We start from the raw sequence: 14,074 nt of genomic DNA, 5'->3' as shown, positions 1-14,074 counted from the left end.
TGTAAAGGTTCAAGCGTCGTAACTCCAACGCACACTCGCCGCAGTGGGGTTCACCATGAAAATCGTCTTCGCCCCTTGCATTACCCTGATCCTTTGCGCGGTCTCGTCAAGCGCAGCAGCCGAGACCATCACCCCTCTCAAAGGACAGACGCAGGCAATCATCCAGCAGGACGTCAGCGCCTGCCAGTCCCAGGCTGGCAGCACAACGAGCTCGAGCACGACGCCGCAATCAGGTGGGCGTGTACGCGGAGCCGCGACTGGCGCCGTTGCCGGAGCTGCGGTTGCCGGCGCGCGGGGTCGTCAGCACGATGAGTTCTATGATCGGGTGGACGACGACGTCAAACAGCAATACCGCCAGAACCAGGCCAAGGATGCAGCGGTGGCTGGCGCAGTGGTGGGCGGGTCCCGCCAGCGCCAGGATCGTCGCCAGGACCGCCGCAGCGCAGAGCAGAATACGACGGCGGTGTCATCCGCCTACAGCAGTTGCATGCAGCAGCGTGGTTATCAGGTAACGCCATAAGGATTCTCGCGGACACACCTTGGCCAAGGCGAACGCAGCCGCAACCCCGGCCGCGTCGCCTATGGATCAATGCGGTGGTTGTAGACGTTGGCCAGGAACGACAGGTGCGACTCCGGGTACACCGGCGGCGGGCTGGTTTCGGCTTTGCGGCAACCCTGCGGGACCGGCACCCGTGGGCGACCGAATGGCGCCACTCCATGGCTGCCTCTGGTCACCGCAGCCTTCAGGGCTGACGGCTGCTGACGGCCTCTGCGCCCTGCTGGAACATGGCGTCGAAACGCGGTTTGTTGGCCGCGTAATATGCCGCTACCACCTTGTCGGACGAACTCTGCCGAGCCTCCATCATCAGCGCCTCCAGGTCCGCCTTGGGCACCGAATAGTGGGCGAAGAAATACGCCACTTCGGGGTACTGCTCGCTAAAGCCCTTGCGCGCCACAGCGTGGATTTGCTCGGCGCCGCCAAAGATCTGCTTCGGATCATCCAGGTAGCGCAACGGCCACTTGGAGAACATCCAGTGCGGGCTCCAGGCATTGACCAGCGACCATTTATCGCGCTTCAGATTGCGATCCAGCTCATTGAGCATCCCGGTCTCAGAGGACGCCACCAGCTTGTAGCCCTCAAGTTTGTACTCATCGATGGCCTTGACCGTCAGCTTGTACTGGCCGTTACCCACTTCCGAGGTGAGGATCTTGCCTTCCAGCCTGGCCCGGACCTCAGGCTTGTTCAGGTCTTCGACGCTGGCCACCTCGCTCAACGGCACCGAACTCGGCACCGCCATGCCGATACGCCCCTCATACAGCACCCCAAGGTCTTCGAGCCGGTCTTTGTACTTGTCATAGAACGCCTTGTGCGTGCTCGGCAGCCAGACCATCGGGATCAGGTCGATCACTTTCCATGCGGCGAAAATTCCCGATGTGGCCACGGCGCGCTATGCGATTGCCTCGGGCAAGGTGGACATGGTGGGCATGACCCGGGCGCACATGACCGACCCGCACATCGTGCGCAAGATCATCGAGAAGCGCGAAGAAGACATCCGCCCGTGCGTGGGCGCCAACTACTGCCTGGACCGCATCTACCAGGGCGGCGCCGCCTATTGCATCCACAACGCGGCGACCGGTCGCGAGACCACCATGCCCCACGACATTCCCAAGGCAGCGGTCAAGCGCCGGGTGGTCGTGGTGGGTAGCGGCCCGGCGGGACTGGAGGCGGCGCGAGTAGCAGGGGAACGAGGCCATGACGTGACCGTGCTGGAAGCGGCGGACCAGCCTGGCGGGCAGATACGCCTGACGGCCCTGAGCGAGCGCCGGCGCGAAATGATCAGCATCATCGACTGGCGCATGGCGCAGTGCGAACGCCTGGGGGTCAAGTTTCATTTCAACACCTGGGCCGAGGCCGACACCGTGCAAGCCTTCGAACCAGACGTGGTCATCGTCGCGACCGGAGGCCTGCCGCATACCGAAGTCCTGCGCGAGGGCAACGAACTGGTGGTCTCGACCTGGGACATCATCTCCGGTGACGTCAAGCCCGGGCGCAATGTGCTGATTTTCGACGACGCGGGGGATCACGCCGCACTGCAAGCCGCCGAAGTCATCGCCAGGAGCGGCGCGACCCTTGAAATCGTCACGCCCGACCGCTCATTTGCCCCCGAAGTCATGGCCATGAACCTGGTGCCCTACATGCGCAGCCTGCAGGATCTGGACGTCACCTTTACCGTGACCTACCGGGTTGAGAAGGTGCACAAGCGCGATGGGACGCTGGTTGCGATTTTTGGCAGTGATTACGGACAGGTCCACAAGCAGCGAGTCGTCGATCAGGTAGTAATCAACCACGGCACCCTGCCCCTGGATGACCTGTACTTCGAGCTGCGCCCGCTCTCCAGCAATGGCGGAGCAGTCGAGCAGCATGACCTGATCGCCGGTAATGCGCAGCACCTCGTCACCCACCCCGAGGGGCGCTTCCAGTTGTTCCGCATTGGCGACGCAGTCTCGGCACGCAATACCCATGCGGCCATCTATGACGCACTGCGGCTGGTGAAGGACATCTGAAAACGGAGACCTGCGCGCAGGCTTTTGCCGCTTCTACATGCCCCGGCGTGCGACCTGCGCGCCGGCTTCCACCGCCCGCCCCACCAGCGACTCGAACTCATCATCGACCATCGACTGCAGGGCTGCCGCTGTCACGCCCCGGTACGCCAGCAACGAATCGATCAGCTGTTGCGGATCGTGCCGGACCAACATTTGCCCGCCACCCACGACAACGCCTTGAGCAGCTCGTTGCGCGATATCCGGAGGAATGCCTGCAGCCACTGCTTGCCGTGTCAGCGCCAGTTGCAGCATGGCCGGGAGTGCCGGGCCGGTTCCCGACAACGCACTGAGATAATCGACACAGGCTTCATCAGGCACTGCGTCTGCGCTGCCTACGCATTCGAAAAGACCTTGAATCCACAAGGCTTCCTGTTCATCCAGGCTGACGTTGCTGCACCAGGGCGTGAACGACTGCCGAATTTCCACCGCCGCATTGGGCATCGCCCGCACCACGACTTGCGCCCCGGTCGCCAGACTGATGGCTTGCGCCGACACGCCCGCCATCAGCGAGATCACCTGCTTGCCCCGAGCGTTGATGCGCAGTTCCCGAAACTGCTCCGGGCGAATCGACAGCACGACGATATCGCTCTCATCCACCAGGTGCTGATTGTCAGCGAGCAGCCGTACGCCTGGTTCAAACGCAGTCACGCCCGAGCGATTGGAGATCAACAGATGCTGCGGCGCGATGAACTGACTGTCGAGCAGAGCCTCGGCCAGGGCTCGCCCCAGCCAGCCGGTACCGCCGATGATTCCCACGGTCTTACTCGTCATCGATCGGGGTTCCCTCGAAGGTTTCAGCCAGGGGCACGAACACGCCGGGTTCTGTTTGCGCGTAGCCAAAGGTCCCGTAGAAACGGTCAAGCTCACGCCGCTTGGGCGCCTTGCCGGTAAACACGCTGACGTACTGTGGAATGCGTCTGAAGCGCACCACGATATCTTCGGTAGTCTTCATCGAGATGTAGCCGATCTGCGTGAGGTAGATCGTCCTGGCGCGTACATCGGCCCCTTCGTTGTCGTAGCCAAATCGGCGGAACATCGCCGCCAGTGCGCCGATGCGCGCCTCATCGGCCAAGGCGATTTCTCCAGACACTTCATCCGACTGCAGCGCCCAGCTGCGCACCGCGAACTCGAATTGTGAATCGAACAGCTCCGGGTTCAGCCAGCACTTGAAAACGTTGAGAATCGCCTCGGAAATACTCTCTGCGTAACTTTCGCACTGGCTGAGCATGCCGCCGGTGTTCTTGTCCCGCCAACGGGCGAGCAGCGCCGCTAGCAGTTGTTCGCGGTCCTCGTAGAACCAATAGAAGCTGGTGCGGGACAAATTCAGGCGCTTGGCCAGCGGCATCACCCGCACGGCGTCCACCCCCGACTCCTTCAGCGCGTCATAGGCAGCATCCAGCCAGACATCAACCGAGCCCCGCCAGCCCGCATCCTGCGCCTTGGTCTTCGCTCGTCCTGCCTGGGACACTGGGGTGCACCTTTTACTGAAAATTCCTGATCACTGTACACCCGCAGATCCATGGCGTACACGCGATGTACATAAGCGTACATTTTAAAGACGCTCTGCACGCAGTCCTTGAAGTTATCAGAACGAGACAAAACCGCCAAACGTGGGTCAGGCGGCTAAAAACAAAAGCCCGCTTTCGCGGGCTAATGTGGGTGTGTGCTGCAACTTAAGCGGTTGCACGCAAATCAGGCGCGCACCGGAATTACTTGGCCAGCCACGACTCGACTTTTTCGGAGCCGTACTTGGCTTTCCATTCTTTCAGGGTCTTGTGGTTGCCACCTTTGGTTTCCACAACTTCACCCGATTCCGGGTTTTTGTAGACTTTGACCTGACGCGGCTTGCGCGTGCCGGTTTTGGCTTCGGCAGCAGGTGCACGGCGACCGGCTTGCGGGTCGAGCAGGTTAACGATGTCTTTCAAGCTGTAACCATACTTTGCAAGGAGCGCGCGCAGTTTGGTTTCGAATTCAATTTCCTGCTTGAGGCCAGCATCACCTTTCAATGCTTCCAGCGCCTGGAGTTGTTCTGCCAGGTGTTTTTCCAGTTGGCGAAATTCTGCGAGTTTGGACATGGGAGATCTCTACGTGATGAGTTCCCTAACATTACACCAAAAAATAGAGTTTGAATTAGTTACAGATGACTTAGTTGTCATTCAACGAAAATTTGAATCCCCCGGACACTCCGTGGTCATCTATCGGGAGAGCACGAAGACGACAAAGCAGCGGAGGAATTTATGAGCCTTGCAATGACAATCTTCAGCATGATCGCCTCCTGGATGGCGATAGCTATCGCCATGTTGTGGGGAATGTTGCGGATCGCGCGCCGACATCAAGCGACAGGGAGCTGGACCCATGAACCCCACCACCCCGGACGGCCGCTACTTTGTCGTCAAAGGTCAGCTGTGGCGATGTTCAGACCCGTCGCTGGCCGCTGACAAGCGCCAACTTCTGGTCAATCAGTTGATGAACGCGCGACGCCAGGTCAAGGCTGCCAAGGCCCGCGGCGATCTCGAACAGTTGCAGTCCGCCCGGGCGGGTGTCAACTCGGCCAAAGTTGCACTTGGGGAGCGTGGCCCGGTGTGGTGGGATGATGGCAGCCCCGACTACAACCGCTTTAAAGTTGCCAACACACCCTATGCCCAGTGGTACTTGGCAGGCAGTTTCTAGATACCGCTGTTAAACTCCGGCTCATATCGTCGATGCAGGCTTTGTGTTTGAAGCCGCAAAAGCAGTACCTGAGGATCCAGGCACTTCAAGCCACACGTGCATGACCAATGCTGGGTGAGTTTGAAATAATCATCACAACCTTTACCCAGGAATAGCCGTCCATGATCTTCAGCCACCGCATGCTGCTGGCCAGCGCCGGTTTGACAGTGTTAGTCGTCGCCATTCACGCCTCAGCCCAGGAGGGACCGTCTTTCAAGTGCACTTGCGTAAAGCCAGGCTCGATGGAAGAACTTACCCCAACGCGGTATCAAGAAACATCATCACCCCAAAGCCCATCATCAACCCAAGCGTAGCTGGCGTTTCATGGCCGTTGCGGTGGGTTTCGGGAATCACTTCGTGGGACACCACGAAGATCATCGCCCCGGCCGCCAGACCCAAGGCTACGGGATAGCCGAGGGCAAATGCCGATGAAACGCCCAGGCCGATGATCGCGCCCAACGGTTCCATGAGCCCGGAACCTATCGCCACCAGGGCCGACTTCAAAGCCGAGATGCCTGTGACCCGCAGCGCCAGCGCAATGGCAAGCCCTTCGGGAATATCCTGGATGGCGATGGCCGTGGTCAGGGGCAAACCCACCTTCATGTCGCCGTCCGCGAAACTGACGCCGATGGCCATGCCCTCGGGCAAGTTGTGCAGGGTGATGGCCAGGACAAACAGCCAGACCCGGTTGAGGCGTTCTACCTCGGGGCCGCGCCGACCGCTTTTCTGGTGCTCGTGGGGCACAAAACGATCAAGGCCGACCATCAAGGCCACGCCCAGCCCCATGCCCAGCACCACTACCGCGGCAGACACCAGTTTGCTGCCGGTGATGGCGTCGGCGGCGGCGATGCCTGGAAGGATCAGCGAAAAGGAGCTGGCCGCCAACATCATTCCCGCAGCAAAGCCGAGCATGATGTCCTGGGTACGGACCGCGACGTCCCGCAGTACCAGTGCCATTAATGCGCCCAGTGCCGTAGCGGCAAATCCGGCGGTGCCGCCCAGCATGGCGTAATGCAGAACGTCCGAGTCGGCTTCGGTCAATGCACTGTAGCCACTGAACAGCAGCAGGCAGGTCACGACGATTAACGTCAACCAAAACAGCAACCCCGACCAACTGCTGCCACGGGCCAATTCAAGCCAGGAGCGCGAAGCGCCGCTGCTCGATGAGACGGGATCGGACATAAAAACTCCTATCGATGGTTGGCCCGCTTATTGGGCGCCCGGGAGGCGACCGGTAGCAACTGTTTTGAGCTGCGCAGCGCTTCCTGCTCGAAAGAAAGGGCACCAGCTGTGGCGAGCTGAGTTGACTCATCCGGTGACTCACCGAATGCGCCGCCCACAGATATCTGAAGCAATTGCACGTGGGATAATTTGATAAAGATTGATGGCTGGCGACCGGCGGCAAATATCCACTCGATGGCTGTCAGTCGTCGGTAGTTGCTTAACTCAATGCAAACTTTCAATCGCCCCTCTAATCTATTTGCAGCGCCCGCTAAAGACCCCACCATGGACGAGCCATGACGGCACACCACAACTTCAAGATCGCGTTGCTGCTCAGTGGCCTGGCGCTTGCCATGGTCGGCGTCCTGACCTTTCAATTGATTCATTGGCAAGTCGCCGACAGCCGCAAGCAAGCGGCACTGTGCGAAGACGCCAAGCAGACCATGAAGAACCTTGAGATCCGCGCGCGGGCGCTCGCCTCCGGCATGACCGTCGAGGCTTATGCCAAGGCTGAAGCCGATGAAGTGGCGGCACTGATCGAGCGACTGGATGCAGCCCGTAATGATGCCGAGGTCGATGCCGTGATCGACGCGCACGCGGCAGCCCTGGAGGCCAAGGGGGCAGCCATCGACGCGCAAGTGGGGACAGGGGGTGACCAGGCGTTCCTTGAGCAGCGGCTGGTGCGCCAGCGAATCCCGGTGGACGTCAAACAGGAGTTGCGCCGCGCCGCGAAAGCCGTCAGCGACGCGTGTCACTGAGGCGTTTACGCATCCATTTCAGGGCAGCGCATCGATGCTGGCGGGTGGTTGCAGGCCGCCGCACCCAGGGCTTGGCCTAGCGATGTCAGGTACTCGCCAAAACCGCCGGTGCATTTGTAATCCTTGCGTGCGCTGGTCACCACCGGGTTGGACGCGGTCCAGACGATACGCGCACGGATGCGCTCAAGGTCGGCCACCAGGTGTACGTCTTCATGGGCAGCCAGGTGTTGAAAGCCGCCGGCGTTTTTATAAGCCGCAGCGCTCAGCCCCAGGTTCGCGCCGTGGATATGCCGGTGATTCTCGATGAACTGATAGCGCTCCAGGTAGCGGCTGCGAACGCCCTCCCCGTGCTCATCCCAATTGTCCACTTCAACCGTGCCGCACACGGCGTCAGCCATGCAGTCGAGTTGGCGGGCGATCCAGTCGGCCGGTACAACCGTATCGGCATCCGTGAACGCCAGCCATTGCACACCCGCCTCCAGCAGTACCTCGGCCCCTGTAGCCCGCGCCTTGCCGACGTTCCTGAAACAGACATCGAGTGTCGGCACGTCCATGGCGCGCACCCGCGTGCCGGTGGCATCCGAACAGTCGTCCAGCACCACCAGGATGCTGACTTCGCGCCCCTGCAACTGCGGGTGGCGTGCCGCCACAAGGATGGACGCCAGGCAAGCGCTGATGTGTTGTTCTTCGTTGTGGGCGGGTATGACAACACCGATCATTGGCGTCCCCTCGGATGGGCGAAGTGTGGGCTCTGCAGTTATCGACACTTCGCGTCATCAGAAGGTTTAAAGAATGTACGGCCTCAGGGCAGCGGCCCCTGTTGCGGCTCTGGTTCCGGTCGGTCCTGCACCCACTGCCAGAACAGTTGATACCCCACTGCCAGCACTACCGGCCCAACGAACAACCCGATGATCCCGTTGGACACCATGCCGCCCAGGGCGCCGATCAGGATCACCGGCATCGGTACATCGACGCCGCGCCCCAGCAGCAAAGGCTTGAGCACGTTGTCTACCAATCCGGCGACGAACACGTAGATGGAAAAGACGATCGTCCCGGTGCTCGCGCCCTCGGTGGTGAGCACAAAGGCAATCACCGGCAGCGTGATCAGGGTCACCGGCAGCTGCATGATGCCCAGCAGCAATACCGCCAGCGCCAGCAGGCCGGCACCGGGCACGCCCTTGAAGACAAAACCCAACCCCACCAGCAGCATCTGGATAAAAGCGATGCCCACCACGCCGAGGGCCACTGCACGAATCGTCGCCGTGCACAGCTCGGCGATTTTCGGGCCCTTGGCAGGGCCGCTAACCCGCGCGGCGATCTGCACCGCGCTGCGGCTGCCGCCTTCGCCGTAGGCCATGAAAACTCCGGCGATGATCAGGGCGAAAATGAACATCAGGAAACCCATGCCGACCCCGGCCAGCTTGCTCAATAAACCGAGGCTGAAATGCTTGATCTGCGGCAGGTATTTGGCGGTCAGGTCAGGCAGGTTGGTGGAGGCCTGCAGCCAGAGTTCCGTCAGCGGCTTGCCGACCAGCGGCCAGTCGGCCACCGCGGCATTCGGCGGCGGCACATGGAAGGCGCCGCCCTTGACCAGCACCATCGCTCGCTCGACTGAGTCGGCAATGGAGGTGCCCAACAGGTAGATCGGCACCATAAGGATCACGATCGCGGCCAGCACGAGCAGGGTCGCGACGTGCCCCGGCTTGTGTCCGCCTCGCCTCATCAACCGCGTCTGCAGCGGGTAGAGAGTGATCGCCAGGATCAGCGACCACAGCATCAGGTCGCGGAACGGCCTGAAGATCTCGAAGCAGAACAGCACCAGGACGGTAATCAGCCCTGCTCGAATCAGCACGTCGAGCAGGGTGCGGGTCAGCGCCTTCTCGTTTATCGGGGTGGGCACCATTGACGGGCTCCATGCAGGTGGCGAAAGTGGTTCGCTCAGCATAGACCCACAGTGGGCGGTGTGAGAGGTCAGCGTAGTTTCAGCGGATCGACCAACCCGGCCGCGATGGCCATGCCGACCAGGTCAGGCAAGGTGGTGGCTTGCATGCGTTTCATCACGCGGGATCGGTAGAGGTCGACGGTCTTGGCGCTGACCCCCAGCTGCTCGGCTATTTCCCGGGTGGTATAGCCTTGCACCAGCGGCACCAGCACGTCGCGCTCGCGTGGGGTGAGCGTGAGCAGTCGCGCCTTGAGGGCTTCATGGCCCTGGACGCCAGAACGATTAACGGCGCTGTTGCTGAGCGCTTGTTGCACGCTGTCCAGCAATAACTGCTCGTTGTAGGGTTTCTCGATGAAATCGTGCGCACCAGCCTTGAAGGCGCGCACCACGATCGGCACATCGGCGTGGCCGCTGACAAAGATTACGGGCAGGCTCAGGCCACGGGTGCGCATTTCTTCCTGTACGTTCAGGCCGCCCATCCCCGGCATGCGCACGTCAAGCAGCACGCAGGCGTCGAGGCTGGCATCGCAGGCGTCAAGAAAGGCAACCCCGCTGGTAAATGCCAGGGCCTTGAGGCCAACGGATTCGAGTAGCCACACCGTGGAATCGAGCATCCCCTGGTCATCGTCGACCACGTACACCACGTGCTCCATCACAGCTGCCATTGCGTTATTCCTGTTGTTGTTTGGTCGGGCCGGCAAGCGGCAAGCGGCACATCATCAGCAGCCCGCGGGGTTGGCGCCTGGCCTGCAGCGCCCCACCGAAGCCTTCGATGATGCTGCGGCTCATGGACAGGCCCAGACCCAGGCCATCGGCCTTGCTGGTGTAGAACGGCGTGAATATCTGCTCAAGTTGTGCCTCGCTCACCCCCGGGCCCTGGTCCTGCACACTGAATTCCACGGTCGCACTGCCGCACAGTCCCGCGGCCATGACGATCAGCGAAGGCTGGCCGGGATGTTGTTCGCGATTGGCATCGATGGCATTGCGCAGAATGTTGAGCAGGACCTGTTCGAGCAATACGCGGTCGGCATAAATTGGCGGCAGATTATCCGGCAGCCGATCCTCGATTGTCACTTGGCAATTGCTCGCTTCCCAGGCGCACAAGCGCATCGCCTCGCGGGCGACATCGGCGATGTCCAGGGCTTGCATGCGGCGCTGGCCCTTGCGCAGGAAGGCCCGCAGGCGACGGATCACCTCGGAGGCATGGGTGGCGTGGTGGGTGATGCGCTCCAGCCCCTGGGCGACGCGTTCGGCAGCCTGGGGATTGGAGCCCAGGGACTGCAGGTAACGTTGGCTGGCGTTGGCATAGTTGACCACCGCGGCCAGTGGCTGGTTGATTTCATGGGCGATGCCTGAGGCCAGTTCACCCAGGGTGACCAGCCGCGCCGTGTGCGCCAGTTCGTCCTGGTGGCGGCGCTGCTGGGTCTCGCGCAGTTCGCGTTCGGTCATGTCCCGCGCCACCAGCGAGTAATAACGCTCCCCCCCCGCCGCGCGGTGGGCCAGCAACACCAGGGATACCGGAACACCTGCGCCCCCAGCCGGCGGCAGCAGCCGGGCATCGGTGCTCCACACCCCATCACGCTCGGCTGCGGCCCAGCCCTGGCGTTGCACGCGCAGCAGGTCGGCGCTGGCAAACAGGTCCTCCATGGACGGCATCGGTTGTGGCGGGTTGATGCCCAGGATGCGACGCGCAGCGGGATTGAGGTAGGTAACGTGCCCGTCGGGGTCGATGAACAGCACCGGGTCAGTATTGGCTTCGACCACTTCGGCCAGGCGGCGATTGTTTTCTTCGGCCTGGACCCGGGCGGTGATGTCACGGGAGACGCTGACCACTTCGACGACGGTGCCGGTGTAGGTCTCGCGGATGGCCCGGCTCGCGGTTTCGAACCACAGGTAGTGGCCGTCCCGATGACGAATGCGATAGGTCATGGTGTGATAACCGTCCTGCTCCAGCGCGTCACGCGCCCTTTGCACCAGGCTCGCCAGGTCCTGGCCGTGGAACAGGCCCTGGGCCATTTGCCCGCGCAGTTCTTCGGGCCAGTAGCCAAGCAGAGTCCAGGACGCGGGCGAGGCATCCAGAAAGCGTCCGTCAGGGGAGTGCCGGGAAATCAGGTCGGTGGTGTTTTCGATGATCAGCCGGTACAGGCGGCGCGCCGTGGCGGCCTCTCGCTCAGCCAGCACCTGCACGGTGGCGTCGCGACAACGGGCGAGCACGCGGTTGTCCTGAGGGTCTGGAATAAAGGTCCAGATCAGCACCTGGTCCTCGAACTGGGCTTCGACGCCCTCGATGGCGCGCTGCTGGTCGAGACAGGCGCGCACCAGCACCCGATGATTGACCGGCAGAAAACCCAGCACGTCGGTCAGGGGTTTTTCCGCCAGCAGGGCCAGCAGCGCCGCATTAAATTCCTGCGGACGGCCCTGGGCATCGAGCAGCAGGCCCGGTTGTGGGTCGTGCCCCAATAGCGGCGAGCCACGCAACATGCCGTTGACGCTACTGAGCAGGGTCGTCAGCAAGTCGCGAACCCAACCCAGCCAGTCAAAACTCACCCCTTCGCAGACTTCCACCAGCAGCAACCCGGCCTGCCCCGGCTGTAATGCCAGGTCGAACACCTGCCCGTGGCTGATGGCAGCGCGGCGCAGGCGACCGGCCAACCAGCAATCGAGCCGGCGCACTTGCGCCAGGTCCAGGCGCCCGGCAGCCGTCAAGGTCTCGAACAGCAGCCGGTCACTGGCCAGCACCGGATCGCCCTGCCCCGGCGGGAAATGCTGGGCGCCGCCCTCATGGCTGTAAATGCCGGCCAGCGGTTGCCAGCTCAGGTACACCGCACGCCGCACTTCGGGACAGTCTTGCAAGGCCCGACACAAGGCGTCGGCGCGGGCGGCCATCGGCACGCCCTCGCGTTGCAGGCGCAACCAGCTGTGCAGTCGAACAGGAGTCGGGGTCATCGCGGGTCCGCATCGGGGTGGCGTCCAAGGATATACCGGCACTGGCGGCTCGGCGGCATTCATTTAGAGCAGGATGAATATAATATAGTACATATACTATACGCTATAGGTTGTACTTCCATATCGATGGCTGAATGTTATATAAAGCAAACCAGACATAAAAGATGCACGCGGCGGCGACGCCGACGAGCCATCTGTAGAGCTAACAATCAGCCACCGAGTATCCGAACATGTCGATCTATGAACAAGGGCTAGGCCCTTCGGCGGTCAATCACATCGCTTTGTCTCCGCTCAGCTTCCTCGAGCGTACTGCCAACGTCTATCCCCACTACCCCGCCGTGATCCACGGGTCGATCCGCCGCACCTGGGCGCAGACCTACACCCGCTGCCGGCGCCTGGCGTCGGCATTGGCCGGGCGCGGCATCGGCAAGGACGACACGGTGGCGGTGATGCTGCCAAACATCCCCGAGATGCTTGAAGTGCACTTCGGGGTGCCGATGATCGGTGCGGTGCTCAACCCCCTCAACGTGCGCCTGGACGCCGAAGCCATCGCGTTCATGCTCCAGCATGGTGAAGCGAAAGTGCTGATCACCGATCGGGAATTCCATGACGTGATCCACGCCGCCATCGGCATGCTCGACCATCCGCCGCTGGTCATCGACGTCAACGACCCGGAATACGGCGAGGGCCAGGCCGTCAGCGAGCTGGACTACGAGGCGCTGCTGGCCGAAGGCGATCCGGCGTTCGACTGGAAATGGCCGGTCAATGAGTGGCAAGCCATCTCGCTGAACTACACCTCCGGCACCACCGGCAACCCCAAGGGGGTGGTCTACCACCATCGCGGCGCCTATCTCAACGCCTTGGGCAACCAGATGACCTGGGCGATGGGCAATCACCCGGTGTACCTATGGACCCTGCCGATGTTCCATTGCAACGGCTGGTGTTACCCCTGGACCATCACCGCCCTGGCCGGGGTGCACGTGTTCCTGCGTCGGGTCGACCCGCAACGAATCCTTACGCTGATCCGCGAACATCAGGTCACTCACCTGTGCGGTGCGCCGATCGTGCTCAACGCACTGGTGAACATGCCAGAGTCGGCCAAGGCCGCGATTGATCATCCGGTCTACGCGATGGTCGCCGGCGCGGCACCGCCGGCCAAGGTCATCGGTGCCGTTGAACAGATGGGCATCAAGGTCACTCACGTCTACGGCCTGACCGAAACCTACGGCCCGGTAACACTCTGCGCCTGGCACGCCGAATGGGATGAGCTGCCTCTGGAAGAACGGGCGCAGATCAAGTCCCGCCAAGGCGTGCGCTATCCGACGCTTGAAGGGGTCATGGTCGGCGACTCGAAAACGCTCGAACCGACGCCGCGCGACGGCCAGACCATCGGCGAGGTGTTCATGCGCGGCAACACCGTGATGAAGGGTTACCTGAAAAACCCGACGGCCACCGCCGAGGCATTTGAAGGTGGATGGTTTCACACCGGCGACCTGGCGGTGTGTCATCCCGACGGCTACGTCGAGATCAAGGACAGGCTCAAGGACATTATTATTTCCGGTGGCGAGAACATTTCCACCATCGAACTGGAAGGCGTGCTGTATCGCCATCCGGGTGTGATGGAAGCCGCAGTCGTTGCACGTCCTGATGAGAAATGGGGTGAGACCCCCTGCGCCTTCATCACGCTCAAGGCCGATTACCAGGATGTGCGCGAGGCCGACATCATCAGTTTCTGCCGCGAACACCTCGCCGGTTTCAAAGTCCCGCGCACGGTGATCTTCACCCTGCTGCCCAAGACCTCGACCGGGAAGGTCCAGAAGTACGTCCTGCGCGACAGGGCCAAGGCACTCTAACCCGAACCAGCACTACCCCTCAGGCGGCAGGTCGATTTCCT

13 protein-coding genes and 2 pseudogenes are annotated in these 14,074 nt (G+C 61.8%); 5 read left to right on the top strand and 10 right to left on the bottom strand.

From position 1 onward, the window contains the following. The first annotated feature begins 55 nt into the window (after positions 1 to 55). Complete coding sequence (locus AAEZ05_RS25230; protein ID WP_045058672.1) at positions 56 to 520, top strand: YMGG-like glycine zipper-containing protein; 465 nt, start codon at positions 56 to 58, stop codon at positions 518 to 520. 59 nt (positions 521 to 579) lie between these two features. Here AAEZ05_RS25230 and AAEZ05_RS25225 read toward each other — a convergent pair whose 3' ends face one another. Together AAEZ05_RS25225 and AAEZ05_RS25220 are read right to left on the bottom strand one after the other, a co-directional pair. Beyond that, a complete protein-coding gene (locus AAEZ05_RS25225) occupies positions 580 to 735 on the bottom strand; it encodes a hypothetical protein (RefSeq protein WP_205892375.1) in 156 nt (51 codons plus the stop codon). Positions 736 to 743: 8 nt separating this feature from the next. After that, positions 744 to 1,406, bottom strand: a pseudogene (locus AAEZ05_RS25220) (glycine betaine ABC transporter substrate-binding protein); the annotation flags it as partial. 1 nt (position 1,407) lies between these two features. Here AAEZ05_RS25220 and AAEZ05_RS25215 point away from each other — a divergent pair. Continuing rightward, positions 1,408 to 2,565, top strand: a pseudogene (locus AAEZ05_RS25215) (FAD-dependent oxidoreductase); the annotation flags it as partial. A gap of 33 nt (positions 2,566 to 2,598) precedes the next feature. Here the strand turns inward: AAEZ05_RS25215 and AAEZ05_RS25210 are convergent. From AAEZ05_RS25210 to AAEZ05_RS25200, 3 genes are all read right to left on the bottom strand, one after another. Beyond that, on the bottom strand, positions 2,599 to 3,375 hold the full coding sequence (locus AAEZ05_RS25210) for a pyrroline-5-carboxylate reductase family protein (protein WP_350597696.1): 777 nt from the start codon (positions 3,373 to 3,375) through the stop codon (positions 2,599 to 2,601). Beyond that, positions 3,365 to 4,072 (bottom strand): TetR/AcrR family transcriptional regulator, encoded by a 708-nt coding sequence (locus AAEZ05_RS25205; RefSeq protein ID WP_045058577.1) that lies wholly within the window; start codon positions 4,070 to 4,072, stop codon positions 3,365 to 3,367. Before AAEZ05_RS25205 ends, AAEZ05_RS25210 begins: the two co-directional genes overlap by 11 nt. 241 nt (positions 4,073 to 4,313) lie before the next feature. Next, positions 4,314 to 4,679, bottom strand: coding sequence for a histone-like nucleoid-structuring protein, MvaT/MvaU family (locus AAEZ05_RS25200; RefSeq protein WP_045058578.1), 366 nt, complete (start codon positions 4,677 to 4,679; stop codon positions 4,314 to 4,316). Positions 4,680 to 4,959: 280 nt separating this feature from the next. Between AAEZ05_RS25200 and AAEZ05_RS25195 the strand changes: the two genes are divergently transcribed. Beyond that, positions 4,960 to 5,274 (top strand): hypothetical protein, encoded by a 315-nt coding sequence (locus AAEZ05_RS25195; protein WP_350649376.1) that lies wholly within the window; start codon positions 4,960 to 4,962, stop codon positions 5,272 to 5,274. 291 nt (positions 5,275 to 5,565) lie between these two features. Here the strand turns inward: AAEZ05_RS25195 and AAEZ05_RS25190 are convergent, their stop codons facing one another. Then, positions 5,566 to 6,495, bottom strand: a complete 930-nt coding sequence (locus tag AAEZ05_RS25190) for a ZIP family metal transporter (protein ID WP_045058583.1) — start codon at positions 6,493 to 6,495, stop codon at positions 5,566 to 5,568. A gap of 335 nt (positions 6,496 to 6,830) precedes the next feature. On the opposite strand from AAEZ05_RS25190, the gene AAEZ05_RS25185 reads away from it, so the two are divergent. Continuing rightward, positions 6,831 to 7,292, top strand: coding sequence for a hypothetical protein (locus AAEZ05_RS25185; protein ID WP_045058584.1), 462 nt, complete (start codon positions 6,831 to 6,833; stop codon positions 7,290 to 7,292). Between the two features lie 5 nt (positions 7,293 to 7,297). Here the strand turns inward: AAEZ05_RS25185 and AAEZ05_RS25180 are convergent, their stop codons facing one another. The 4 genes from AAEZ05_RS25180 to AAEZ05_RS25165 form a co-directional block, all read right to left on the bottom strand. Further along, positions 7,298 to 8,011 carry a glycosyltransferase family 2 protein gene (locus AAEZ05_RS25180; protein ID WP_350649373.1) on the bottom strand — a complete coding sequence of 238 codons (714 nt, stop codon included), beginning with the start codon at positions 8,009 to 8,011 and terminating at the stop codon, positions 7,298 to 7,300. A gap of 83 nt (positions 8,012 to 8,094) precedes the next feature. Then, complete coding sequence (locus AAEZ05_RS25175) at positions 8,095 to 9,195, bottom strand: AI-2E family transporter (RefSeq protein WP_045058586.1); 1,101 nt, start codon at positions 9,193 to 9,195, stop codon at positions 8,095 to 8,097. Positions 9,196 to 9,263: 68 nt separating this feature from the next. After that, on the bottom strand, positions 9,264 to 9,899 hold the full coding sequence (locus AAEZ05_RS25170) for a response regulator transcription factor (protein ID WP_350649371.1): 636 nt from the start codon (positions 9,897 to 9,899) through the stop codon (positions 9,264 to 9,266). 4 nt (positions 9,900 to 9,903) lie between these two features. Further along, positions 9,904 to 12,180, bottom strand: a complete 2,277-nt coding sequence (locus AAEZ05_RS25165; RefSeq protein ID WP_045058588.1) for a PAS domain-containing sensor histidine kinase — start codon at positions 12,178 to 12,180, stop codon at positions 9,904 to 9,906. Positions 12,181 to 12,410: 230 nt separating this feature from the next. On the opposite strand from AAEZ05_RS25165, the gene AAEZ05_RS25160 reads away from it, so the two are divergent. Next, the gene (locus AAEZ05_RS25160; RefSeq protein WP_045058589.1) at positions 12,411 to 14,033 is read left to right on the top strand and encodes an acyl-CoA synthetase; all 1,623 of its coding nucleotides are present in this window, start codon (positions 12,411 to 12,413) and stop codon (positions 14,031 to 14,033) included. Positions 14,034 to 14,074 lie beyond the last annotated feature (41 nt).

The organism is Pseudomonas sp. HY13-MNA-CIBAN-0226 (genome assembly GCF_040310305.1).
Classification (GTDB): Bacteria; Pseudomonadota; Gammaproteobacteria; order Pseudomonadales; family Pseudomonadaceae; genus Aquipseudomonas; species Aquipseudomonas gregormendelii.
Note: the sequence above shows the minus strand (reverse complement) of the source record. Positions and strands in the feature narration are given on the sequence as shown.

Excerpts from the sequence above, each read along its gene's own strand:
- AAEZ05_RS25170 (WP_350649371.1), bottom strand. The coding sequence starts at position 9,899 with ATGGCAGCTGTGATGGAGCACGTGGTGTACGTGGTCGACGATGACCAG.
- AAEZ05_RS25160 (WP_045058589.1), top strand. The coding sequence starts at position 12,411 with ATGTCGATCTATGAACAAGGGCTAGGCCCTTCGGCGGTCAATCACATC.
- AAEZ05_RS25180 (WP_350649373.1), bottom strand. The coding sequence starts at position 8,011 with ATGATCGGTGTTGTCATACCCGCCCACAACGAAGAACAACACATCAGC.
- AAEZ05_RS25165 (WP_045058588.1), bottom strand. The coding sequence starts at position 12,180 with ATGACCCCGACTCCTGTTCGACTGCACAGCTGGTTGCGCCTGCAACGC.
- AAEZ05_RS25200 (WP_045058578.1), bottom strand. The coding sequence starts at position 4,679 with ATGTCCAAACTCGCAGAATTTCGCCAACTGGAAAAACACCTGGCAGAA.
- AAEZ05_RS25230 (WP_045058672.1), top strand. The coding sequence starts at position 56 with ATGAAAATCGTCTTCGCCCCTTGCATTACCCTGATCCTTTGCGCGGTC.
- AAEZ05_RS25195 (WP_350649376.1), top strand. The coding sequence starts at position 4,960 with ATGAACCCCACCACCCCGGACGGCCGCTACTTTGTCGTCAAAGGTCAG.
- AAEZ05_RS25190 (WP_045058583.1), bottom strand. The coding sequence starts at position 6,495 with ATGTCCGATCCCGTCTCATCGAGCAGCGGCGCTTCGCGCTCCTGGCTT.
- AAEZ05_RS25185 (WP_045058584.1), top strand. The coding sequence starts at position 6,831 with ATGACGGCACACCACAACTTCAAGATCGCGTTGCTGCTCAGTGGCCTG.
- AAEZ05_RS25175 (WP_045058586.1), bottom strand. The coding sequence starts at position 9,195 with ATGGTGCCCACCCCGATAAACGAGAAGGCGCTGACCCGCACCCTGCTC.
- AAEZ05_RS25210 (WP_350597696.1), bottom strand. The coding sequence starts at position 3,375 with ATGACGAGTAAGACCGTGGGAATCATCGGCGGTACCGGCTGGCTGGGG.